Raw genomic sequence first — 22,350 nt, forward strand, 5'->3', positions numbered from 1 at the left:
CTGCCATGTCGTACCCCGAGATCCGGCCCCGCCGGCTGCGCCGCAACCCGGCGGTCCGCCGGCTGGTGTCCGAGACCCGGGTCGACCCGGCCGAGCTGGTCGTGCCGATGTTCGTCAAGGAGGGGCTGACCGAGCCCCGTGCCATCGGGTCGCTCCCGGGGGTGCTCCAGCACTCCCGGGACTCGCTCCGCAAGGCCGCGGTCGAGGCGGTCCAGGCCGGCGTCGGCGGGATCATGCTCTTCGGCGTGCCGGAACAGCGGGACCCGACCGGCTCCGGCGGCACCGACCCGAACGGCATCCTCAACGTCGCCATCCGCGACGTGGTGGCCGAGGTGGGCGACGCCACTGTGGTGATGAGCGACCTGTGCCTGGACGAGTTCACCTCGCATGGGCACTGTGGGCTGCTCACCCCCGACGGTGAGGTCGACAACGACTCGACCCTGGCCGCGTACGCCGAGATGGCGGTGGCCCAGGCCGCCGCCGGGGTCGGCATGGTCGGGCCGTCCGGGATGATGGACGGCCAGGTCGGCGTGGTACGCCGGGCGCTCGACGCCGCCGGCTACCAGGACGTCTCAGTGCTGGCGTACGCCGTGAAGTACGCCTCCGCGTTCTACGGCCCGTTCCGCGAGGCGGTGGAGTCGGCGCTGGAGGGCGACCGGCGCACCTACCAGCAGGACCCGGCCAATCTGCGTGAGTCGCTGCGCGAGGTGGCGCTCGACGTCGCCGAGGGCGCCGACCTGGTGATGGTCAAGCCGGCGCTGCCCTACCTCGACGTGGTGTCGGCGGTGCGGGCCGCGGTGGACGTCCCGGTCGCCGCCTACCAGGTCTCCGGCGAGTACGCGATGGTCGAGGCGGCCGCCGCGAACGGCTGGATCGACCGGGAGCGGGTGATGCTGGAGACGCTCACCTCGATCAAGCGGGCCGGCGCACAGGTCATCCTCACCTACTGGGCTGTCGAGGCCGCCGGCCTGCTCCGCCAGCGCTACTGAGCGACCCCGCCGACGACCGTCGCCTGACCGCACACCGCTCGTGACGCGCGCGGCGAAGCGGGCACCGTAGGTCGCCTTGACGGCTGGGCTCCCTGCCTCGTCGGCGGGTTCCTGGCCCCGACGCCGTCCCGCCTCGCGGATCCTTGGTCCCGACCTCTCCATGCCAGCCTTTGCTCTGCACCCGCGGATGCGACAGCTACGGACCGCGACCGGTGCGTATCGGGGTGCAGAGCAAAGGCAAAAGTTGGGGGTTGGGGTTCCCGCTCCCTTGCGGCGAGGGCGCGCTGCACGATTCCCACGGCTTCGCCGGTCCCGCGGGAGCCACCCTCCCTGCGGTGACAGCCGCTCGGTTGTCCACAGCTCCTTCCGTTGTCCACAGGCTCGCCGAACGGGACTGCGAGGAACACGGCGAGCCGGGACGGTGGCGGCATGGACGATTCACCGACACCCCCGGATGTAGGAGCACCCAGCGCCGACGGTTGGATCCCCGACGGTCCGAGCCCCAGCACCGCCCAGCGGAAAGTCATACTCAGCGAGCCCTCCGACACTCCATGGCCGGTCGTCGGCATCGTCCGGGCGGTCCGTCGTCACGCCGACCTGAGCCAACGTGAGCTGGCCCGGTGGGCCGGGGTGCACCATGCGACCATCGGCCGCATCGAGGCTGGTCGGACTGTTCCGAGCATTGATCTCCTCCGCCGGATCGTCGGGGTCGTCGGATGTCGGCTGGCCGTCGTCGACGAGTTCGGCCGGGTGCTCAGGCCGATGCGGGACTGGGAAGACACGCGCGACGGTGCGGGGCGCCGCTACCCGTCGCACCTGGACACCATCCTCGACCCCGAGCCGGGGGAGTGGTGGGCGGACATCTACGGGCTGGCCCGCCCGCCGGAGACGTTCTACCGCAATCGGGAGGTCCGGGACGCGATGCGTCGGCGCAGCCAATGGGAGGTGCGGGTAGCCAGGCACCGCGGCGACCCGCCGCCGCCACAGCTCTGGCGGTTGCGCTGACGCAGGATGGACGACGGCCCGCCGAACCCCAATCGGGACGGCGGGCCGTCGTCGACCACCCCGACGATCAGTCGTCGTTGGTGATCGTTCCGGTTGCGAGTGGGTCGGCCAGCCGCAGGCCGGGCACGCCTGCCACCAGCAGCGTCAACTTCTCGTCCGACTCCCGCTTGCGGTCACCGCGCACCGGCACCGGGAAGGCCACCGACGTCTGCCCGGCGGCCAACACCTTGCAGCCGGCGTACGGCTCGAAGTCCGAGCCCGCCTGCGCCGTGAGGCCGACGGTGGCGGCGCAGAGCAGCACCGACTGGGACAGCGGCCGGGACACGGTGGCGGTGAAGGTGAGCTGCCGGGTGCCCTGGTCGCCCTCGACCACCGTCGCGTCGGCCACTGTCAACGACGCCCGGGACCGGAACCGGGCCACCTGCGGGTCGTGGTCACTGGAACCCCGTGACCCGTCACCGGCGAACTCCGCCGGCCAGTCGGCGTTGATGTGCGCCGCCCGCACCTGCACCAGGTCGCCGTAGAACGCGTCGTTGACGAACAGGTGGTCGAGGGTCTGCGCATGCCCCTCGAAACTGTACGAGTAGGCCGAGGCCGGCACGTCCGCGACGAGGTTGTCCCACAGGTTGTGCAGGCCCGCCTCGTAGAGCGGTGCGAGCTGGTCCGACGGCGTGGGCTGCTCGCCGGTGGCGATGGGATCGTCCGGGCGGGGGAAGACGTTCAGGTCACCGCCGTAGACCACCCGGGCGGTCTGGTCGGCCGCCTCGATCGCGGTGACGATCGCCGCGCCGTAACGCGCCTGCTCCCGCCGCTGCCCGACCCGGCTGTCCGGGCCGGAGGAGTAGTGGTTGCTGAGCGCGTACAGGGTGAACCGCTCGGTCGAGCCGGGTGCGGCGGCCACGCTGAACTTGCCCAACTGCGGAGCACGGGTGAAGACGTTGTTCCCGTCCCGACCGGTCGAGGTGTCCACATCCGCCGGCAACACCGCGTTCAGGGCCTTCGGGTTCTGCACGTCGGCGTTGGCCGGCAACCCCGGAGCCCGGTACTGAACTGTCGGTGCCGAGCCCAGCAGCGGGTCGTTCGCCGTCGCGGCCGCCAGCGACACCCGATCCGTGCGGTACAGGAAGGCGGCGGTGATACCGCGGGCGTCCGCGCCGGTCCGGTCATAGGCAGCGGCGTACGCGGGCCCACCGGCCGCCGCCACCGTGAGCGCCAACTCCTGGATGCTGTCCGGAGCGCCATCGGCGTTGTTGGTGTCGCCGCAGCTCAGCGCCGCCCCGGAGACCGTGCAGATGTCCTGGTCCTCGGCCTCCTGCACCAGGATCAGGTCCGGTGCGTGCAGGTCCTTCACGATCTGGTCGGCGAGCGCGGCCAACTGCTCGCGGTATTCCGCCTCGCTGCCCGGCACGTAGTCGAACGGCGGGTCGACGCCCGCACAGCCGGCGTTGCCGGCGAAGTCGCAGCCGTCGAACGGGTCGTCGCGGTAGTCGTACAGGTTCTCCACGTTGTAGGTGGCCACGGCCACCTCCTGCGACCGGTCGGCCGGCTTGGGCGGGTTGTTCTTCGACGGATCGGCCCCGGCGGCGAACTCCGCCCGCTCGACCTGGACGCCGTACTTCTCGAACGAGTAGTAGACGCCGCCCACCGCGTCCGCCCGCAGCGTGTCGAAGGTGTGCGCCGGCGGAAGAAGCGTGGCGCTGTCCCCGGCGGTGGCCTTCACGCCCATGCTGCCGAGCAGCGTCCTCTGGCCGTTGCCGTCGTCGAAGAGGCGGGTCGGGTCGTTGTCCAGCGGGTGCGAATCACGGAAGACCCTCCGGGAGTACGGGTCGGAGCGGTCGAGCAGCGGGTCGTCGCGGTCGACCACCCACAGCTCCGCGTCGGCCGTGGAGGAGAAGACGTCCCGGCCGCTCACCGCGCCGCTGCCCGCGCGTACCCGCATCCGGGAGCCCTCGTGCCGTTCCCAGAAGCGCTGCGCGTCAGTCAGCACGGCCGGCGGCACCGCGTCGGTCACCGCCACCGCGGTGTCCACGGCCAGGTCGCTGGCGATCCGGCGGACCAGCGACGCGCCGGAGAGCTGGGTGAAGGTGTAGTACTCCGACACCCGGGCCCGCAGGACGACCTCGTCGCCCACCGTCGGCACGTAACCGCCGATCAGCGAGGTGAACGTGCCCATGAACACGAAGATGCCGTCGGAGCTGGTCGGGTCGCCGTCGGTGTCACCAACGCGGCTCTGCAGGAAGAACCCGTGCTGCTCCGCACCGGCCGAGGTACGGGCCAGGGTCAACTGGGTGATCACGCCGCGTACGTCGTACAGCGTGCTGCTCGTGCTGTTGCCGCTCGCCGGTGCGAGCGGTGACCTGTCGCTCGGACCGGACTCGGCGTCGGTGGTCGGACCCTGCACCTCGCCGACGGTCAGCTCCCTGGTCACCTGCACGACCAGCGCGCAGCTGGCGGTGCCACCGCCCGCGTCGGTCGCGGTGAGGGTGACCGTGTACGCCCCGGCGGCGAGGTCGGCGCTCACACCGACCGTGGCACGTGCGGTGCCGCCCACCCCGTCGGCCGGGGTGAACGCGGTGCGGGTGATCGAGCCGGAGGCCGGGGTCGGGCTGATCGCGGTCACCGCCAGGTCGACGATCGTGTCGTCGGGGTCGGCGGCGGTCACCTCGCGGCTCGCGGGAGTGCCGGAGGCGGTGACCAGCGGCCCACCACAGGTCAGCGTGGCCGGCACGTCGACCGGGCCACCGCCGTCCACTGCGTGCGCGCCCAGCCCGTCGAACGTGTCGACGGGGAAGCCGGCCCACTGCGCCGCGGGGTCGAACGCGTCCGCCGGGTCGGTGTCACCGGCAGCCACGCTCGGCGACCGGCGCAGAGTGTTGTCCGCGGTGCTGGTGACGCCGGCACCCCACTCGGTGCCCGGGTCGACGCCCACCTGGCCGATCGAGTCGAGCACCGTGGTGCCCCGGCGCAGCACTATCGCGTCGTCACCGTTGAAGAGGCTCGCCCCGGTCGTCTGGTCGGCCTGGGCGAGGATGGCCGCCCCCGCCGAGGCGCTGGCGAACACGAACGCGTCACCGGCCGCCACGCTGCCGGTCAGGGCGATCGTGGTGGCCGTGGTGGCGCCGTTGAAGTAGAGCTGCAACTGGTAGCCACCGGCCGTCAGGTCGACGGCGGCGCCAGTGCCGTTGAACAGCTCGATCGCCTTGTTGTTCGACGAACCCTCGACGTACTCCGAGATGAACAGGTCGGTGGGCGCGGCGCTGGCCGCGGTGGGTGCGACGCCGAGCGCCGTGAGTGTCACGGCGGCGGTGGCGGTCGCGAGCGCGGCGATTGAGCGGCGCGGGCGCATAGGGCCTCCACGATGGGTGGATGGGGGTCAACGCACGTTAAGGTGCGCGACTGTCCACCGTCCATCCCCTAATGGACAGTTTCGTGAATTCCTCAGCGCGGTGGGTCGAGGCGGTGCACCAGCTCAGCGACGTCGACGCTGTATTCGCACCAGTCCCGGTCGGGGCGGTAGCCCAGCTCCGCGTTGACCTTGAGCATCGCCTCGTTGGCCTGCGCGTTCCAGGTCTGCACCTCGATCAGCTCCGGCTCGGCGGAGCGCAGCTCCAGCAGCATCCGGGCCTTGATCGCCCGATCGATGCCGTAGCCCCGGTGATCCTGCGCCACGATCGTGTCGTACTGGTCGGCACGGGTCGGGTGCTGCGCCGGCACCACCACCTCGGTCAGGCCGGCCACCTCGCCGCTCTGCTCGTGCCGGGCGAGCACGATGTACGGCTTCATGCCCCGCCGGTGCAGCGTGTCGAGGCTGTCGCGCAGCCGCTCCGGGTCGTAGGAGCTGGGCCGCAGCTCACCGTCATCGACGTCGCGCACCTCGGCCTTGGCCCGCGCGTACGCCTCGATCAGGTCGTCCGGCGGGCCGCCCGGGAAGAACTCCAACTGGTAGCCCGCCCCGATGCCGGTGGCCATCTCGGCCAGCTCGGCCCAGTCCACCGAGGTCAGGTCGAGCACGCTGCGCGTCTCCACGTACTCCCGGGTGAAGCCGAGCGACTCGTAGAACCCGATCGCGGGCGTGTCGCCGACGACCTCGACCCCGATCGACCGGAAGCCCTCCTGGTAGACCCGGCGCGCGGCACGCAACACCAGGTCACGGCCGAGGCCGGTGCGCCGCGCGGACGGGTGCACCAGCACCTCGATCACGCCGATGTCACCCAGAAGGAGTACGTGCACCTGGCCGAGCACCGCGCCCGGGTCACCCGGGGTGGTCGGCTCGGCCTGGGCGATCCAGGAGATCCGCCGCTCGCCGGGCATCACCTCGGCGAGGTATTCCCGCAACGAAGTCTCCCGCCAGGGCGGGTCCTGCGGCAGATCGGCCGCCAGGACCGCGTTCAGCGTGGCCAGCAGCGACGCGATCTCGGCGGACGACGCGGTCCTGGGGTCCCACTCGCGCACCATCACCCGTCTAGCTTGCCGCTAACAGAGGCCCGGGGGAAGTGTCCAGTTCTCCAACGTATCGAGACGATCACTTCACGACCGACTGGCCCGTCCGTACCGGTTCGCGGTGTCGTAGACGTCCTGGGCGTACCGCCGGACATCGTTGTAGGAGAGGATCGCGTTCCACCAGTCGCCCGGAATGCTCAGGTTTCGGCCGCCCTTGCAGAGGTAGTTGCCCGCTGCCAGGGCGGCGTCGTCCAGGTCGTGCGGGTCCTTGCGGCCGTCGTTGTCCGCGTCCGCGCCGATCTCCTGCCAGGTGGTCGGGATGAACTGCATCGGCCCGATGGCGCGGTCGAGGGTGGCGTCCCCGTCGAGCGCGCCACGGTCGGTGTCGATGATCCGCATCCGACCTTCCTTCCCGTCCAGCGGCAGCCCGATGATGTTGGGCACCGCCTTGCCGTCCTGCCCCAACCGCGCGCCGTTGGCCGAGCCGTGTCCCGATTCGACCTGCCCGATCGCGGCCAGCGTGGTCCAGCTCAACGCGCAGCTGCGGTTGGTCTGGGCGAGCACCAGCTCGGCGTAGCCGTACGCCTGCATGGCGATCGCCGGGACGCCGACCTTGGCGCCGACCTGCTGCGCCCAGCCGGCCAGGGCGTCCGACGGTCGGCCCCCGATCGCCGGCCCGGTCGGCAGCCCGTTGCCGGGCAACCCGCCGCTGGGCAGCGGGACGGTCGGCAGTGGCCCGGTGGGCAGCGGGCCGGTGGGCAGGCCGGACGGCGCCAGCGGCGGTGCGACCCCGGGCGTGGCCGAGACGTCGACAGCGACCGGGCGCGGTGCGCGGATCGCGGCCGGTACGAGCAGCGCTCCCGCCGCGGCGGTCGCGGCCACCAGTGCCAGCAGGAAGACGCCGGGGAGGGTCAGCCGACCGCTCGGCCGGCGGGCCCAGGCCCGGGTCGCCCGAGCCGCGGTGGCTGCTGCCCGGCGTGGCGGCACACGTAGGGCGTGTGCGAACTGCACCCGCCGCCGACGTGCCGGGTCGGACGCCGGCACGACCGGGACCTCATCCACAGTGGTCTTCGCCGGATCCGCGGCACCGGTCTTCGCGGCGTCGATCTTGGGCGCCTCGGCCTTCGGGTCCTCGGCCTTAGGGTCCTCAGCCTTCGGGTCCTCGGCGTTCGCGGTCTCGGTCTTGGGGGTGGCCTCCGGGCCGGCGGTCGGGACGGGCTCAGCCGGGGTCTTCGCGCCGGTGGCACTCGCGTCCGGTTCGGACCTGGCGAGGTCGGTCGCGGTCGGCTCGGCGGCTGGTGGAGCCGGTGTGGTGGCCGGTGGTGCGGTTGGCGCGGTGGCCGGTGGTGTGGTCGGCGCTTCCGCCGAACGCCCGCTCAGCCAGGGACGGCGGGGGCGGGGCACCTTGCGCCCCGGTTCGGGCGCGGCTCCCGAGCCTTCGAGCGGCCCGTCCAGCGGCGCGGCCGGTCGTAACGGTTGCACACGCGTGTCGTCCTCGCCGTCCACCACCTGTCGAGTATCACCCATGCTTCGCGAACCGTCAGATCCACGTACCCTGGGTGGCATGCCCCGGTACGAGTTCCGCTGCCGCGCCTGCGGAGACACTTTCGAGGTCAACCGTTCGATGGCAGCGGCCGGTGAGCCGGCCAGTTGCCCACAGGGACACGCCGACACGGTCAAGCTTCTTTCCGCGGTCGCGGTCACCGGCCGGGGTGGTGGCGCCCCGGCACCCGCCGGCGGTGGCTGCTGCGGCGGTGCCTGCGGCTGCTGATCGGGCCAATTCGTCGACGACTGGTGGGCCGCCCTTGCCGGGAGCGGGTCCGAGTGGCACGTTGAGGCGGCTATTGCCCGGCCGTTCTCACGATGTGTGATCGTCCGGACTCAGGCAGCATGAACCCGACGTCACGGGCGGAGGTTCCTCGCATGTCGCCACGGATCCAGCTCCCGAGCGGTTGGGTGACCTTCGTGTTCACCGATATCGAGGGCTCGACCCGGCTGGCCCAGCTGCTCGGCCCGGACTACCGGCCGGTGCTCGCCGAGCATCGCCGGCTGCTGCGCCGCACGCTGGCCAGCACGGGCGGCGCGGAGCTGCTGACCGAGGGCGACTCGTTCTTCCTGGCCTTCGAGGAAGCGACAGCGGCGATGACGGCGTGCCTGACCGCTCAGCGGGCACTGTCCAGCCACGACTGGCCCACCCCCGAAGCCGCGCCCCGGGTGCGGATGGGCCTGCACACCGGCTATGCCGAGCCACGCGACGGCGAGTACGCCAGCGCCGAGGTGCACCGGGCCGCCAGGGTGGCCGCGGCCGCGCACGGCGGGCAGGTGCTCTGCACGGCGTCCACCGCCCGTCGGGCCGAGCCGATGCCGCCGGGCGCCACCCTGCTCGACCTGGGCCTGCACCGCCTGCGCGGTTTCGACGACCGGGAACGACTGTTCCAACTGGTCGCCCCGGGTCTGGAGCGGCAGTTCCCCCGGCCCCGCACCGCCGACGCGGTGGCGCACAACCTGCCGACCCAGGTGACCTCGTTCGTCGGCCGTCAGGCCGAGCGCATCGAGTTGGGTCTGCTGGTGCGACAGCACCGCCTGGTCACAGTGCTGGGCGCCGGCGGCGCGGGCAAGACCCGACTCGCGGTGGAGTTGGCCAGCGGAGTTGTCGAGGCGTACCCGGACGGGGTCTGGTTCGTCGACATCGCCTCGGTGACCGACCCGGGGCTGGTCGCGTTCGCCATCGCCGCCGTGCTCGGCCTGCGCCCCGAGCCCGGCCGGCCGATGCTGGACACCCTCGTCGAGTACGCGGCCGGCCGCCGGATGCTTGTCGTACTGGACACCTGCGACACCCAACCGGCAGCCTGCGCCGAGGTGATCGCGCGTCTGCTGTCCGGCGGGGGCGGCGTACGGGTGCTGGCGACCAGTCGTGAGTCGTTCAGCCTGCCCGGCGAGGTGGTGTGGCGGATTCCGCCGCTCTCGGTCGACCCGAGGGCGGACGGTGCGGAGAGCGACGCCGTGGCGCTGCTGCTGGATCGCACGGCGGCGGCGCGCGGTGGTCGGCAACCGGACCCGGAGGAGTCCGCCGATCTGCGTCGGGTCGTGCAGCGGCTGGACGGTCTGCCGCTCGCCATCGAGTTGGCCGCCGCCCGGCTGCGGGTGCTCTCCGTCGGCCAGCTCGCCGAGCGGCTGGACGATGTCCTCGGCACCCTGGACGCCGGCCGGGAGGACCCGGATCCGCCGCCGGTGGAGCGGGGCTGGTCCGGCAACCAGCAGGACACCGTGGACCTGGTAGCGGCGGCGGCCGGTGCGTCGCCGCCCACCCCGGCGAGTCGGGCGGTGCAGCGGTCGGCCACCGAGCGGCACATGACCATGCAGGCCACCGTCACCTGGTCGTACCGGACGCTGGGGCCCCGGGCGGCCCGTCTGCTGCGGTGGCTGGCGGTCTTCGCCGGGCCGGTGGATCTGGCGACGGTGGAGTGGCTGCTGGGTGACGACCCGCTGGACCCGCTCTCGGTCCTGGTGGACAAGTCGATGGTGTTGGCCGAGCCGCGTGCCGCCGGCAGCACCTACCGGATGCTCGACCCCATCCGGGCGTACGCGGCGCGGCGGTTGGCCGAGGCGGGTGAGGAGCAGGCCGCTCGGGACCGGCACGTGGCCTGGTCGGCGCACGCGTTGGACCGGGCCCACCTGGGCCAGGACGGCCGGCCGGTGACGCTGTCGTTGTATGCCCTCGACCCACTGGCCGGGGAGCTGCGCGCCGCGCTGCGCTGGTGCGCCACCGGCGGCAGCGCCCGTGCCGGTCTCGGTCTGGCGGGTGGGCTGGACCAGTGGTGGCTGGAGCGGGGCCTGGCCCGGGAGGGCCGGCTGTGGCTGTTCCGGCTGTACGGGCGGATCGCCGAGACGGGGGAGCGGATCCCGGAGGCGGAGCTGGCGGCGGCGTACCACATGCATTCACTGCATGCCAGCGCCGACGGCGAGTTCGCCGAGGAGCTGCGCTACTCCCAGCGGGCGGAGGCGGCGGCCCGGCAGGCCGGCGACGCCGGGTTGTTGGCCCGGGTACTCGCCGGCCGGGCAGCGCCGCTTGTGGACATGGGGCAGTTCGTCGAGGCCGAGCGGGTGTGCCGGGAGGTCATCGACTGGGCGCACGGGCAGGACGTGGTCGGCGAGGCGCTGTTCGCGGTGTTCAGCCTGGCCGAGCTGCTCTGGCGGCGGGGTGCCCTGGAGGAGGCGGCGGAACTGCTGGGCGCGGTACGTCCGGTGGAGGCGGCCCGGCCCGTGGAGCGGGGCCGGCGTTCGGTGGACATGCTGCTCGGCATGGTCGCGCTGGCGCGGGGCGACGTGATCGCCGCGCACGAGCATCTGCTGGTGGCGCTGCGCTCCCGGATGGGTCACGGCTACCACGGCCGGGCGTGCGACACCTTGAACGCGGTCGCGGTGCGCTGCATGATCGGCGGGGAGCGGTTGACGGCCGCCCGCCTGTTCGGGGCCGCGCAGGCCACCCGGGCGAGCATGCGTGCCACCCCCGGCATCTTCGGCGGTTACTGGGCCGAACAGCAGGTGGAGTTGCGCGCGGCGCTGGGCGACGCTGCCTTCGACGACGCGTACGGCGAGGGTGCCGAGCTGGGGCTGGACGAGGCCGCAGCGCTGGCACTCGACGTGGAACACCCGGACCTGGCGGCGGACTCGACCCGCTTCAGCACCGGCCTGTCCCAACCAACCCCCCGCCGTCCCGCCAATCCCGACCGTCACCCAGCCACCCGAACCGAACGCGCCTGACCCCACCCACCCCTCTTGCACGGTTGATCATGGGGTTAGCGGGTGCGACACGCCGAGCGGACCGCCGCTAACTCCATGATCACCGGGGTTTGGCAAGGGGGATGGGGTGGGTCGGGGGTGGGTGGGTGAGGGGTTTAGCGGGTTGCTGCGTTGGCTTCGGCTTCGGCCTTCATTCGGGCGGCGCGGTCGATGTCGGCCTGCTGGACGGCCGCTACCGAACCGAAGATGCTGACCGCCTGGTAGTAGGTCCAGGCCAGGCTGTAGCAGGCCGGCCGGACGACCGAGTTGTACGTGGTGCAGACGCGCTTCAGGTCCTCGTAGAAGGCGCTGTCGAGGCGGGACTTGTTGGCGGAGAACTGGCCGACCGCCTTGTAGTTGCGGTAGCCGAAGTCGTGCCGGTAGCAGCCCAGGTTGAAGGTGAAGCCGAGCGGGTTGTCCGGGCTGGACGAGCAGTAGTCGGTGGACCAGTTGAAGTTGTACTCGGCCCACGGGGCCCGGTTGATCCGGGCGCTGTTCCACGAGTTGTAGCTGGACGCGCTGGTCTGGGTCCAACTGGACAGCACGGAGAGCCGTTGGGCGGTGGTGACGGCGGCGGCGGGGGAGGCGATGGTGAGGGTGGCGAGCAGCGCTAACGCGCCCGAGGCGAGCAGGGTGGCGAGACGTCGGGGCACGGGTTACCTCCGCAGGGGTGAGCGGGTGGGACGGAAGTTACCGGCGGGTTACCGGATGTCGATGAGTGTCGATCAGCTGATCAACTAGGCGGTATGCGCGTCGCCAACTATTGGTGACATACGTTGAAACAGACGAATGCCCCGGACGCGCGAGGCGTCCGGGGCATTCAGGGAAGCGGGTCAGTGCCTGACGAATGCCGGCGGGCTCGCGGGGCTCTCGTTGGCCGAACGGTCGAGCGCGGTCAGCTGGTAGGTGTAGCGCCGACCGGGCTCCGCCGAGGTGTCCACCCAGGACTGGGTGCCACCGGGAGTCGCCCGGACGGTGTCGACCAGGTGCGCGGCGTCGGCCGTGGCGCACCGGCCGGGCAGCGTGGTGCCGTCGAAGCGGTAGATCGCGTACGAGGTGGCGGTGCCGAGCGGGCCGACGCCGTCGGCGGGCTGCCGCCAGGTGAGCCGGACCCCGTCGGCCTGCCGGGTCGCCTTGCTGACCACCGGGAAGAGCAGCGGCCGGGCCGGCAGGTGGGGCATGGCCGGCACCAGCGCCGGGCGGGAGTAGTGCTCGGCAGCGTAGATGTCGGTGGCGCCGAGCCGGTTGGCCCGCACCTGCACCGCGGAGAAGTGCACGTTGCCCTGCACCTCCGGGTACGACCGGTTGAGCGTCAGGTGGTCGGACAGCTCACGCGGGTTCTGCCAGTACGGCCCGTACGCGGGGTCGCCGCTCTTGTAGTCGGCCTGGCCGATGTAGAGCTGGACGCGGGTGCCGCGCACCGTCTCGGCCCACCACGGCACCAGGCGCGCGTAGTCGGCGGCCGGGTACTGGCCGATGTACCAGTAGAGCTGCGGCACCACGTAGTCGATCCACTCCTGCTTGATCCACTTGCGGGTGTCGGCGGAGATGATGTCGTACGACTGGCTGCCGGTGGTGTCCGAACCGAGCGGGTCGGCGGTCTTGTTGCGCCAGATGCCGAACGGGCTGACGCCGAACTTCACCCACGGCTTCGCCGCCTTGATCTTGCCGTTCATCTCCTGGATCAGCAGGTTGATGTTGTCCCGCCGCCAGTCGGCCCGGTCGGTGAAGCCCCGGTTGTGGGCGGCGAAGGTCGCGTCGTCCGGCACCTGGTAGGTGCCGCTGGGGTAGGGGTAGAAGTAGTCGTCGAAGTGGACGCCGTCGATGTCGTACCGCTTGACGGCGTCCATCATGGCGGTCTGGACGAACTCGCGGACCTCCGGAATGCCGGGGTTGTAGTAGAGCCGGCTGCCGGCCACGCCGGCCGGTGGGTAGGCGAAGGTCCAGTCGGGGTGCTGCCGCGCCGGGTGGCCGGGGGCGAGTTGGGCGAGGTCGGCGCCGGCGCCGCCGGGGGCCGGCATGGAGACGCGGTACGGGTTGAACCAGGCGTGGAACTCCAGGTTCCGCTTGTGCGACTCGTCGACCAGGAAGGCCAGCGGGTCCCAGCCCGGGTCCTGGCCGCGTACCCCGGTCAGGTATTCCGACCAGGGCTCGTACGGTGAGGGCCAGAGCGCGTCGGCGGTGGGCCGGACCTGCACCACGACGGCGTTGTGGTGCAGTCGCCCGGCCAGGTCGAGCAGTTCGCGGTATTCGGCCTGCTGGGCCGCGATCCGGTCCGGGTTGGTCTGGGACGCCTTGCTGGGCCAGTCGATGTTGACCACCGACGAGATCCACATAGCCCGGAACTGCCGCTTCGGGGTGGCCGGGTCGGTGGCGCAGGTGGCGGTGCTGGTGGTGTCGGCCGCGCTGGGTGCGGCGCTCGCGGGGGTGGCGGTGACGAACGTGCCGAGCAGGGCTGCGACCAGCCCGGCGACTCCGAGTCGGGTGGCTTTCATGCGGTCTGTCCCTTCGTTGGGGCTCCCGGATGTTTCGCGCGGCGCACGGCAAGATTCGCCGCCGATGTCCGCGTTGCTGGTAGGAAATTTTCACAGTCTGGCCATCGCCGCAAGAGTTCGTGGTTGACGAATCGCGCCGGTGGGTAGCAACGGCGGTCACCGGCCGCCACGGAGGTGGTCGCACGGTGGGAGGGGTGACCGGGTGTCCGTGCTGCGCACAAAACCAATCAAGGACGTGATAGCCCAGGGTGAGGCGGACGGCAGCGACGGCCAGTTGGGGCTGAAGAGGCGGCTCGGCGCTATCGACCTCACCGGCTTCGGCATCGGCATCGTGATCGGCACCGGCATCTTCACCCTCACCGGGATCGAGGCCCGGGACAGCGCCGGGCCGGGCGTGGTGATCTCCTTCGCCATCGCCGGCGTGGTGGCCCTGCTCGCCGCCCTCTGCTACGCCGAACTCGCCTCCAGCGTTCCGACCGCCGGCAGCGCCTACACCTACGCGTACGCCACGATGGGCGAGATCGTCGCCTGGATCATCGGCTGGGACCTGCTGCTGGAGTTCGCGCTCGGCGCCGCAGTGGTGGCCCGAGGCTGGTCCGGCTACCTCGCCGAACTGCTCGACCTGCCGACCCGGTGGTTCGGTGAGGAGGGCAGCACCGTCAACGTGGGCGCCATCGCGATCGTGCTGATCCTCGGCGTCGTGGCGATCGTCGGCATTCGGGAATCCGCCCGGATCACCAACCTGCTGGTACTGGTGAAGGTGGCCATCTGCGTCTTCGTGGTGGTCGCCGGGCTGTTCTTCGTGAAGGCCGCCAACCTCACCCCGTTCATCCCGCCGGCCGAGCCCGCCGGGAGCGGCGACGACGGCATCAAGCAACCGGTCACGCAGGCGCTCTTCGGGCTGGAGCCGTCGGTCTTCGGCTTCGTCGGGGTGCTCAGCGCCGCCGCCGTGGTCTTCTTCGCGTACACCGGCTTCGAGGCCGTGGCCAACCTGGGCGAGGAGACGAGGAAGCCCAAGCGGGACCTCACCCTGGGTCTGCTCGGCACGCTGCTGATCTCCACGGTGCTCTACATCGGCGTCTCGCTGGTGGTGGTCGGGATGGTGCCGTACACCGAGATCGACAGGGGCGCTCCGATCGCGTCGGCCTTCGAGTCGGTCGGCGCCGGCTGGGCCGCCGTGCTGGTCTCCATCGCCGCGGTCGCGGGCCTGACCAGCGTCATCCTGGTCGACCTGGTGGCGATGGGCCGGATCGGCTTCGCCATCGCCCGGGACGGGTTGATCCCGCCCTCGATCGCGAAGGTGCACCCGCGCTGGGGCACGCCGTACCGGATCTCGGCGATCATGACGGTGGCGGTCGCGCTGCTGGCCGGCTTCCTGCCGCTCTCCGCGCTGGCCGACCTGGTCAGCATCGGCGCGCTCTGCGCGTTCGTCCTCGTGTCGGTGGCGGTGCCGATCCTGCGCCGCAAGCGGCCGGACCTGGAGCGGCCGTTCCGGGTGCCGTTCTCGCCGGTGCTGCCGATCGTCTCGGCGCTGGCCTGCTTCTACCTGATGCTCAACCTGTCGGTGGAGACCTGGCTGCGGTTCCTGGCCTGGATGCTGCTCGGCGCGGTGATCTACTTCGGTTACGGCCACCGCCGCAACCGGCTGGTCCAGCACGAGCCCGCCGTGCAGGGGGGTCGCTGACGGTATGGTGCGCCCGTCACCTCGGGGAGGTTGTGGCGTGCGACACAGACTCAAGGACGTGGCCGAACGGGCCGGCGTCTCCGTCAAGACCGTCTCGAACGTCGTGAACGGCCACCTGCACGTGCGGCCGGACACCCGTGCCCGGGTCGAGGAGGCGATCGCCGAGCTCAACTACCGGCCCAACCTCTCGGCCCGTCACCTGCGCAAGGGCCGCACCGGCGTGATCGCGTTGGCCGTTCCGGAACTGGACGTCCCGTACTTCGCCGAGCTGGCCCGCCACGTGGTCACCGCCGCCGCCGAGTACGGCTGGACGGTGCTCATCGACCAGACCGAGGGCCGGCGTGACCAGGAACGGGTGCTTGCCTCCGGTATCACCGACCACCTGATCGACGGGCTCATCCTCAGTCCGTCGGCGCTCACCGCGGCGGACCTGGCCGGCCTGGACGGCACCCCGATGGTGCTGCTCGGCGAGCGGATCGAACACTGCCCGGCGGATCGCGTGGTGATCGACAACGTGGCGGCGGCCCGGAAGATCACCAGCCACCTGATCCAGATCGGTCGCCGTCGGATCGCTGCCGTCGGCGCGCAGCGCACCGACGTGGGCGCCAGTGCCCGGCTGCGCCTGGCCGGCTACCGCGACGCGCTGCGCGCCGCCGGGCTCGACTACGACCAGGCCCTGGTGGCGTCCGCGCCGGCCTGGCACCGCGCCGACGGCGCGGCCGCTATGCGCGGCCTGCTCACCTCCGGTGTACGCCCCGACGCCGTCTTCTGCTTCAACGACACGCTCGCCCTGGGTGCCCTACGCGCCCTACACGAGGCCGGTCTGCGGGTGCCCGAGGACGTGGCGGTGGTCGGCTTCGACGACATCGAGGACGGCCGGTTCTCCGTCCCCACCCTCAGCACGGTTGCACCGGACAAGGAGAAAATCGGCCAACTGGCGGTCGAACTCCTCGCCAACCGCCTGGACGGCGACCGCAGCGCCCCGGCAAAGGAGCTGTCCGCCCCCTACCGGCTGGAACTTCGCGAATCAACCCAGACCCCCTGACCCCTGGGCCGGCGGCTCAGTCGAAGAAGCGGGCCAGGTGGGCTTGGGGCGCCGGGTCGGCGTCCGGGGGGAGGGGGGTCAGGTCGGCGAAGATCGACGCGCCGTCGCAGCCGGCGTGCAGTGGGTACCACCGCGGCGTGCCCGGTGGCCGGAGCTGGCAGATTCCCTTGAACGTCTGCACGTCCATCAGCCGGACGTGGGTCGGGTCGGCCACCGCGTTCACATGCCCCCACCAGGGGCTCATCACGTGCAGCACGCCTCCGGGGCGGAGCACCCGATGACACTCGTCGACAAGCGGCAGGAAGTCGATCAGGTGCTCCAGGATGTGCACCGCGAAGAGGACGTCCACCGAGTTGTCGGCGAGCGGCAGGGAGCCGGACAGGTCCGCGACGGCGTCCACGCCGGGCGCCGGGTAGATGTCCAGCCCCAGGTTGCTCGACCACTGCTTGGTCGGCCCGCACCCGAGGTCCACGACCACGGGCGCCCGCCCGCCGATGCCGACCCGGCACCAGACGCCGTAGACACCGGCCAGCCGCCCCACCAGGTCCCGCACCAGCCGTAGCTGGGTGGGCTCGGCCACGTCACCGCTCAGATGGGCCACCCCCCGGTCGAACCGCACCTCGACCGCCAGGTCCCGCAACCGATCATCGTGGCGGACCTGGTCCGCCCAGGCCTGCGCGAGGAATTCGTCGATCGCCCGCAGCCGGTCGGCCGAGGGCGGAGTCTGTGCCAAAGCGACCATTCGGGCCACCTCCCGCCGCGCGTTACCCGCAATCACGCCCGTTATGCCCCGCTCGTCCACCTCGCCGCCCGCGGGGGCGCGGCCCGCGCACGAGCGTGTCGCGGGATGCGGGCTGGGGCCGCAATCAGCCTGATGCCACACAGGCATCAAGATGACTCACAGGCATCACGGTCAACGGAGGCACCGGCTCCGCGCTGGCACGGCCGAGCCGCGAAGCGGTCGGGTCAGCCCGAGAGGGTGCGGCGGCCACCGCGGATCCGCTGGCGGGGCGGCGGGTCGGCGGGCTTCGGCCGCTTGAGGTGGTAGCGGTGCAGCTCGTTGTTGCCGGGCAGGGACGGATCCTCGCTCATCGCGACCAACTCCCAGCCCTGGTCGCCGGCCCGGTTCAGGTGGGCCAGGGCGGTGTCGCCGTACGGCGTCACGTCGACCATCGAGCCGTCCGGGCCGTACCAGACGAAGACGACCTCCCAGCCGAGGTCGTTGGTCGCGGCCTGGCGGCGGCGGACCAGCAGGGCGTACTCCCACTTGAGCATGGCGTCATTCTCACCCCGCGCCGGCCCGCCGGCACGGATCAATCCTCGGCGATCCGCCCGGCGTCGACCCGCAGCCGCCTGTTGGTCTCGATGGCGGCCAGCATCCGCCGGTCGTGAGTGACCAGCAGCAGCGTTCCGGGGTAGCTGGCCAGCGCCGATTCCAGCTGCTCGATGGCGGGCAGGTCCAGGTGGTTGGTGGGCTCGTCCAGCACCAGCAGGTTGACCCCACGGCCCTGGAGCAGGGCCAGCGCGGCCCGGGTGCGCTCACCGGGTGAGAGGGTGGCCGCCGGCCGGGGCACGTGCGCCGCCCGCAGGCCGAACTTGGCCAGCAGGGTCCGCGCGTCCGCAGGCGACAGATGGGGTACGGCCGCCTCGAACGCGTCGATCAGCGGTACGTCGCCGAGGAACAGCCCGCGGGCCTGGTCCACCTCACCGACCACCACTCCGGGCCCGAGCGAGGCGGTGCCGGCGTCCAGCGGCAGCCGCCCCAGCAACGCGGCCAACAGGGTGGACTTGCCCGAGCCGTTCGGCCCCGTCACCGCGACCCGGTCCGCCCAGTCGATCTGGAGGTCGACCGGGCCGAGGGTGAAGCCACCCCGGCGTACCACCGCTCCACGCAGCGTGGCCACGACGGCGCCGGCGCGGGGCGCGGCGGCGATCTCCATCCGCAGCTCCCACTCCTTGCGGGGCTCCTCGACCACGTCGAGCCGTTCGATCAGCCGTTCGGTCTGCTTGGCCTTCGCGGCCTGCTTCTCACTCGACTCGCTGCGGAACTTACGGCCGATCTTGTCGTTGTCGGTGGCCTTGCGGCGGGCGTTCTTCACGCCCTTCTCCATCCAGCCACGCTGGGTACGTGCCCGAGCCTCCAGCCCGGCCTTGGTGTCGGCGTACTCCTCGAAGTCCGCGCGGGCGTGCCGGCGGGCCACCTCGCGCTCCTCCAGGTAGGCCGCGTAGCCGCCGCCGTAGTGGTGCACCTGCTGCTGCGGCAGGTCCAGCTCCAGGACCCGGGTCACAGTGCGGGTGAGGAACTCCCGGTCGTGGCTGACCAGCACCGTGCCGGCCCGCAGCCCGGTGACGAACTCCTCAAGCCGCTCCAACCCGGCCAGGTCCAGATCGTTGGTCGGCTCGTCGAGCAGGAACACGTCGTACCGGCTGAGCAGCAGCGACGCGAGCCCGGCCCGGGCCGCCTGACCGCCGGAGAGCCCGGTCGTCGGGTGGTCCAGGTCGACGGCGAGCCCCAGGTCGGCGCTCACCTGCTCGGCGCGTTCGTCCAGGTCCGCGCCGCCCAGGGCGAGCCAGCGCTCCAGCGCGTCGCCGTACGCGTCGTCGGCACCCGCCGCCCCGGCGGTCAGCGCCTCGGTCGCCGCGTCCAACGCCGCCTGCGCGGCGGTCACCCCGGTCCGGCGGGCCAGGAAGTCCCGTACCGTCTCGCCCGGTCGCCGTTCCGGCTCCTGCGGCAGGTGGCCGACGCTCGCTGTGGGCGGGCTGAGCCGCACGCTGCCGGCCTCGACCGGCAACAACCCGGCGAGGGTACGCAGCAGCGTCGACTTGCCGGCCCCGTTCGGCCCGACCAGCCCGACCACGTCGCCGGGGGCGACCACCAGGTCCAATCCGGCGAAGAGGGGGCGGTCGCCGTGCCCGGCGGCCAGGTCCTTGACGATCATCGTGGCGCTCATCAGGACGGCAGCCTATCCGGCCGCCCGCATACCACCGGCTCCCAGCGGGCAGACTCAACGACGTGGTGACCACACTGGCGATCGACTGTGGCGGCGGGGGCATCAAGGCGTCCGTGCTCGACGAGGCGGGAACGATGCGGGCCCGGCCGTTGCGGGTGCCGACCCCGTACCCGCTGCCACCTGCGCTGTTTGTCCGGACCCTGCTGGATCTGGGCGGTCGCCTGCCGACGGCGGACCGGCTCACGGTCGGCGTACCCGGGATGATCCGGCACGGTGTGGTGGTGAGCACTCCGCACTACGTGACCCGCAGTGGCCCCCGCAGCCGGGTCGACCCGGACCTGCAAGCCGAGTGGTCCGGCTGGGACGCGCGCGGCGCGCTGGCCGACGCCTTCGGGGTGCCGGCGCTGGTGCTCAACGACGCCGAGGTGCACGGCGCCGGAGTGGTCGCCGGCACCGGCTGCGAGCTGGTGCTGACCCTGGGGACGGGGCTGGGCAGCGCGCTCTTCGACGGCGGGGTGCTCGCACCGCACCTGGAGCTGTCGCACGCCCCGGTGCGCTGGGGCACCACCTACGACACGTACGTCGGCGAGCCGGAACGGCGGCGGCTCGGCGACGCCTTCTGGTCCCGTCGGATCCGGCAGGTGGTGGACGGGCTCCGCCCGGTGTTCCGCTGGGACCGGCTCTACCTGGGCGGGGGCAACTCCCGACTGATCCGGCCCGAGCAACTGGCCCGGATGGGCGACGACGTGGTGGTGGTGCCGAACACCGCCGGAATCGTCGGTGGCGTCCGTGCCTGGGAACTCTCCGTCGGACGCCGGGACGCCCGCACCTGACCGGATCTCGTCTGATCTCGCCCCCGGGAACAGTCGCCAAACTCCCGGTGTTGTGCCAGCGTCGGAACAGGTGACGGTGCGACCCGAGGAGGTGGCAGATGGATCTTCTGGCGGACTACCGGCGGGCGACCATGTTCTTCGAAACCGGTGACCCCAGCGGGGCAGCCCGACTGCTGGAGCCGATCATCGACGCCGAACCCGGCAACGCGGCGGTACGGCAGTTGCTGGCCCGGGCGTACTTCCAGTCGGCCCAGCTCAACCGGGCCGAGGAGCATCTGCGCGAACTGGTCGAACGGGACCCGAGCGACCACTACGCGCACCACGTGCTCGGTCGGACGCTGGAGCGGCTGAACCGGCACACCGACGCGCTGCGGCACCTGCGGATCGCCGCCGCGATGTACGCGGCCAACGACGACTACCGGGCCGCGCTGGAACGGGTGGAGACCCGCCTCGGCGGCCGGCGCTGAGCCTGACCCGGTGACAAGTGCGGGGGCGGTCCTTCGGGGCCGCCCCTTCGTCGTCTGGCGGGCGACCTGTCGGACGTGCCTAGGATGGCGACATGGGACCTGACCGGCCGGGGGCTGCGGCATGAAGCTCAAGCTGGACCTGCACGAGATCTTCAACAAGGGCCAGGACATCGACCGGGCGTTGCGCGGGATCATGGACGAGGCGGTGGCGAAGAAGGCCACCCTCGTCGAGATCATCCCCGGCAAGGGGTCCGGCCAGCTCAAGAAGCGGGTGCTGCGGTTCCTCGACCAGAAGGACGTCAAGCAGCTCTACCACCGGGTGGAGAAGGACTCGAAGAACTTCGGCCGCCTCTTCGTCCACTTCCGCTGGAAGTAGGAACGACATAGCCTCTGACCTGCATAGCCGGCCGTTGGCAGGGCCGATTAACCATGATCATGCCGTGTCCAGGCCGTCAAGGGCTTGCGGAGCGTCGTTGCCGGCCTGGTCTTCACCGAGTGCCTTGTCGATGGCCCGGCGGGTGCGATCCTCGCTGGCCGGCAGTAGGTGGGTGTAGGTCCGGAGGGTGAAGCCCGGGTCCGCGTGGCCCAGGTAGGCCGACAGAGCCTTGATGCTTTCCCCTGCGTCCAGGAGGACCGAGGCGTAGGTGTGGCGCAGGACGTGCATCCCGTTGTGTCGGTCGTCGGGGATCCCGGTCGCGCGGATCGCGGGCTTCCAGACACCGGAGTTGAACATCGAGCGGGACAGCGCCAGACCGGCGGGTGTCGTCAGGTATAGCTCGACGGTTCGCGGCTCGCCGGTCAGCGTCTCCCACGGCAGGGTCACCGGGACCGGCGGGCAATCTTGCGCATGTTGCTTGAGCCTGGCGGCTACCGAGTCGGGCAACGGGACCTCGCGGGACTTGCCGCCCTTCGGTGGGGCGAAGATCAGCGAACCTCGAACCAACTTGATCTGCCGAGTGATTTGCAGGACCGGGCGGGTCGGGTCGAGGTCCCCGGGGCTGACCGCAAATATCTCCCCTTGTCGTAGACCGCATCCCGCGCCCAGGTCCACCGCGATCCGGTACCGGGGACGCACGTTCTTCCGGAACGCAGTCAACCGGGTGACCGGCCACGGCACCACCTTGGTCGGAGCGGGTTTCGGCCGGCGAATGCTCTTGACCGCGAACGGGTTGCTGACGATCTTCTTGTCGTCCACCGCCGCGTTGAGAATCATCGACACGTCAGTGAAGAGGACCCGGCGGTAACCCACCGACAGCCCTTTCTCTTGGATTTTCCGCGCCCACTCCCGGATCGTCGTCGGCTGGATGGACGCGATCGGCTTGTGCCCGATGACCGGGTACACGTGCAGGCGGAGTTCGTACTCGATGCGGTCGCGGGTGAGCACGTCGGTGGTCGCGGCAGCGAGCCATTCGTCGGCGTACTGCTTGAAGGTCGTGCGGCCGGCGTCGGGGTCGACGTAGGTGCCCTTGAGGATGTCGGCCTGGACGTTGGCGAGAAATGCCTGTGCGTCGCGCTTCTTCTTGTCGGGGAACGACTGCGATTTCTCTTTGCCGTCAGGGGCGAGGTACCGAACGCGGTAGCGCATTCCCTGCCCGCACTCTGGCTTTGGTTCTTGCCGGGACTTCCCATCCGGACCGACAACCGTCTTGTACCAGCGGT

The 22,350-nt window shown here is 71.5% G+C and carries 18 protein-coding genes; 9 read left to right on the top strand and 9 right to left on the bottom strand.

The annotated features are described in order from the left end of the window. Positions 1-5: 5 nt before the first annotated feature. Positions 6-989 carry a porphobilinogen synthase gene (gene hemB, locus OH804_RS30940; RefSeq protein WP_406061162.1) on the top strand — a complete coding sequence of 328 codons (984 nt, stop codon included), beginning with the start codon at positions 6-8 and terminating at the stop codon, positions 987-989. A gap of 429 nt (positions 990-1,418) precedes the next feature. Beyond that, a complete protein-coding gene (locus OH804_RS30945) occupies positions 1,419-1,994 on the top strand; it encodes a helix-turn-helix transcriptional regulator (protein ID WP_406061164.1) in 576 nt (191 codons plus the stop codon). Positions 1,995-2,061: 67 nt separating this feature from the next. Here the strand turns inward: OH804_RS30945 and OH804_RS30950 are convergent, their stop codons facing one another. The 3 genes from OH804_RS30950 to OH804_RS30960 all read right to left on the bottom strand — a co-directional run bounded on the left by OH804_RS30950 (position 2,062) and on the right by OH804_RS30960 (position 7,961). Beyond that, on the bottom strand, positions 2,062-5,340 hold the full coding sequence (locus OH804_RS30950) for a lamin tail domain-containing protein (RefSeq protein WP_406061166.1): 3,279 nt from the start codon (positions 5,338-5,340) through the stop codon (positions 2,062-2,064). Positions 5,341-5,432: 92 nt separating this feature from the next. Then, positions 5,433-6,449 (bottom strand): GNAT family N-acetyltransferase, encoded by a 1,017-nt coding sequence (locus OH804_RS30955; RefSeq protein WP_406066746.1) that lies wholly within the window; start codon positions 6,447-6,449, stop codon positions 5,433-5,435. A 72-nt stretch (positions 6,450-6,521) separates the two neighbouring features. Beyond that, complete coding sequence (locus tag OH804_RS30960) at positions 6,522-7,961, bottom strand: lytic murein transglycosylase (RefSeq protein WP_406061168.1); 1,440 nt, start codon at positions 7,959-7,961, stop codon at positions 6,522-6,524. 37 nt (positions 7,962-7,998) lie between these two features. On the opposite strand from OH804_RS30960, the gene OH804_RS30965 reads away from it, so the two are divergent. Both OH804_RS30965 and OH804_RS30970 read left to right on the top strand, forming a co-directional pair. Continuing rightward, positions 7,999-8,205, top strand: coding sequence for a zinc ribbon domain-containing protein (locus tag OH804_RS30965; RefSeq protein WP_196919914.1), 207 nt, complete (start codon positions 7,999-8,001; stop codon positions 8,203-8,205). Between the two features lie 152 nt (positions 8,206-8,357). Further along, positions 8,358-11,198 carry an ATP-binding protein gene (locus tag OH804_RS30970; protein WP_406061170.1) on the top strand — a complete coding sequence of 947 codons (2,841 nt, stop codon included), beginning with the start codon at positions 8,358-8,360 and terminating at the stop codon, positions 11,196-11,198. A 134-nt stretch (positions 11,199-11,332) separates the two neighbouring features. Here OH804_RS30970 and OH804_RS30975 read toward each other — a convergent pair whose 3' ends face one another. Together OH804_RS30975 and OH804_RS30980 are read right to left on the bottom strand one after the other, a co-directional pair. Continuing rightward, positions 11,333-11,869 carry a phospholipase gene (locus tag OH804_RS30975; RefSeq protein WP_196919912.1) on the bottom strand — a complete coding sequence of 179 codons (537 nt, stop codon included), beginning with the start codon at positions 11,867-11,869 and terminating at the stop codon, positions 11,333-11,335. Positions 11,870-12,049: 180 nt separating this feature from the next. Next, positions 12,050-13,711, bottom strand: a complete 1,662-nt coding sequence (locus tag OH804_RS30980) for a glycoside hydrolase family 10 protein (RefSeq protein WP_406061172.1) — start codon at positions 13,709-13,711, stop codon at positions 12,050-12,052. Positions 13,712-13,913: 202 nt separating this feature from the next. On the opposite strand from OH804_RS30980, the gene OH804_RS30985 reads away from it, so the two are divergent. Both OH804_RS30985 and OH804_RS30990 read left to right on the top strand, forming a co-directional pair. Then, positions 13,914-15,395: an amino acid permease gene (locus OH804_RS30985; protein WP_406061174.1), complete on the top strand. Its 1,482-nt coding sequence runs from the start codon at positions 13,914-13,916 to the stop codon at positions 15,393-15,395. A 37-nt stretch (positions 15,396-15,432) separates the two neighbouring features. Then, positions 15,433-16,440 (top strand): LacI family DNA-binding transcriptional regulator, encoded by a 1,008-nt coding sequence (locus OH804_RS30990; RefSeq protein WP_406061176.1) that lies wholly within the window; start codon positions 15,433-15,435, stop codon positions 16,438-16,440. Between the two features lie 16 nt (positions 16,441-16,456). Here the strand turns inward: OH804_RS30990 and OH804_RS30995 are convergent, their stop codons facing one another. The 3 genes from OH804_RS30995 to OH804_RS31005 form a co-directional block, all read right to left on the bottom strand. Next, positions 16,457-17,182, bottom strand: a complete 726-nt coding sequence (locus OH804_RS30995; protein ID WP_406061178.1) for a methyltransferase domain-containing protein — start codon at positions 17,180-17,182, stop codon at positions 16,457-16,459. A gap of 224 nt (positions 17,183-17,406) precedes the next feature. Further along, positions 17,407-17,715 carry a hypothetical protein gene (locus OH804_RS31000; protein WP_196919907.1) on the bottom strand — a complete coding sequence of 103 codons (309 nt, stop codon included), beginning with the start codon at positions 17,713-17,715 and terminating at the stop codon, positions 17,407-17,409. A 38-nt stretch (positions 17,716-17,753) separates the two neighbouring features. Further along, positions 17,754-19,391: an ABC-F family ATP-binding cassette domain-containing protein gene (locus tag OH804_RS31005; protein WP_406061181.1), complete on the bottom strand. Its 1,638-nt coding sequence runs from the start codon at positions 19,389-19,391 to the stop codon at positions 17,754-17,756. 62 nt (positions 19,392-19,453) lie between these two features. Here OH804_RS31005 and OH804_RS31010 point away from each other — a divergent pair, with 62 nt between their 5' ends. From OH804_RS31010 to OH804_RS31020, 3 genes are all read left to right on the top strand, one after another. Then, complete coding sequence (locus OH804_RS31010; protein WP_406061183.1) at positions 19,454-20,224, top strand: ROK family protein; 771 nt, start codon at positions 19,454-19,456, stop codon at positions 20,222-20,224. Between the two features lie 98 nt (positions 20,225-20,322). Then, a complete protein-coding gene (locus tag OH804_RS31015) occupies positions 20,323-20,691 on the top strand; it encodes a M48 family metallopeptidase (RefSeq protein ID WP_196919904.1) in 369 nt (122 codons plus the stop codon). A 121-nt stretch (positions 20,692-20,812) separates the two neighbouring features. Further along, positions 20,813-21,067 carry a Smr/MutS family protein gene (locus OH804_RS31020; protein ID WP_007465523.1) on the top strand — a complete coding sequence of 85 codons (255 nt, stop codon included), beginning with the start codon at positions 20,813-20,815 and terminating at the stop codon, positions 21,065-21,067. Positions 21,068-21,124: 57 nt separating this feature from the next. On the opposite strand, the gene OH804_RS31025 is transcribed toward OH804_RS31020, so the two are convergent. Continuing rightward, on the bottom strand, positions 21,125-22,276 hold the full coding sequence (locus tag OH804_RS31025) for a tyrosine-type recombinase/integrase (RefSeq protein ID WP_406061186.1): 1,152 nt from the start codon (positions 22,274-22,276) through the stop codon (positions 21,125-21,127). Between the last annotated feature and the right edge of the window lie 74 nt (positions 22,277-22,350).

The organism is Micromonospora sp. NBC_00860, assembly GCF_045207375.1.
Taxonomy (GTDB): domain Bacteria; phylum Actinomycetota; class Actinomycetes; order Mycobacteriales; family Micromonosporaceae; genus Micromonospora; species Micromonospora vinacea.

Bases quoted from the DNA above. Each gene is read 5' to 3' on its own strand.
- OH804_RS31015 (WP_196919904.1), top strand. From the start codon at position 20,323: ATGGATCTTCTGGCGGACTACCGGCGGGCGACCATGTTCTTCGAAACC.
- OH804_RS30945 (WP_406061164.1), top strand. From the start codon at position 1,419: ATGGACGATTCACCGACACCCCCGGATGTAGGAGCACCCAGCGCCGAC.
- OH804_RS30995 (WP_406061178.1), bottom strand. From the start codon at position 17,182: ATGGTCGCTTTGGCACAGACTCCGCCCTCGGCCGACCGGCTGCGGGCG.
- OH804_RS30960 (WP_406061168.1), bottom strand. From the start codon at position 7,961: ATGGGTGATACTCGACAGGTGGTGGACGGCGAGGACGACACGCGTGTG.
- OH804_RS30980 (WP_406061172.1), bottom strand. From the start codon at position 13,711: ATGAAAGCCACCCGACTCGGAGTCGCCGGGCTGGTCGCAGCCCTGCTC.
- OH804_RS30955 (WP_406066746.1), bottom strand. From the start codon at position 6,449: ATGGTGCGCGAGTGGGACCCCAGGACCGCGTCGTCCGCCGAGATCGCG.
- hemB (WP_406061162.1), top strand. From the start codon at position 6: ATGTCGTACCCCGAGATCCGGCCCCGCCGGCTGCGCCGCAACCCGGCG.
- OH804_RS30950 (WP_406061166.1), bottom strand. From the start codon at position 5,340: ATGCGCCCGCGCCGCTCAATCGCCGCGCTCGCGACCGCCACCGCCGCC.
- OH804_RS31020 (WP_007465523.1), top strand. From the start codon at position 20,813: ATGAAGCTCAAGCTGGACCTGCACGAGATCTTCAACAAGGGCCAGGAC.
- OH804_RS31005 (WP_406061181.1), bottom strand. From the start codon at position 19,391: ATGAGCGCCACGATGATCGTCAAGGACCTGGCCGCCGGGCACGGCGAC.
- OH804_RS30970 (WP_406061170.1), top strand. From the start codon at position 8,358: ATGTCGCCACGGATCCAGCTCCCGAGCGGTTGGGTGACCTTCGTGTTC.
- OH804_RS31000 (WP_196919907.1), bottom strand. From the start codon at position 17,715: ATGCTCAAGTGGGAGTACGCCCTGCTGGTCCGCCGCCGCCAGGCCGCG.
- OH804_RS31025 (WP_406061186.1), bottom strand. From the start codon at position 22,276: ATGCGCTACCGCGTTCGGTACCTCGCCCCTGACGGCAAAGAGAAATCG.
- OH804_RS30965 (WP_196919914.1), top strand. From the start codon at position 7,999: ATGCCCCGGTACGAGTTCCGCTGCCGCGCCTGCGGAGACACTTTCGAG.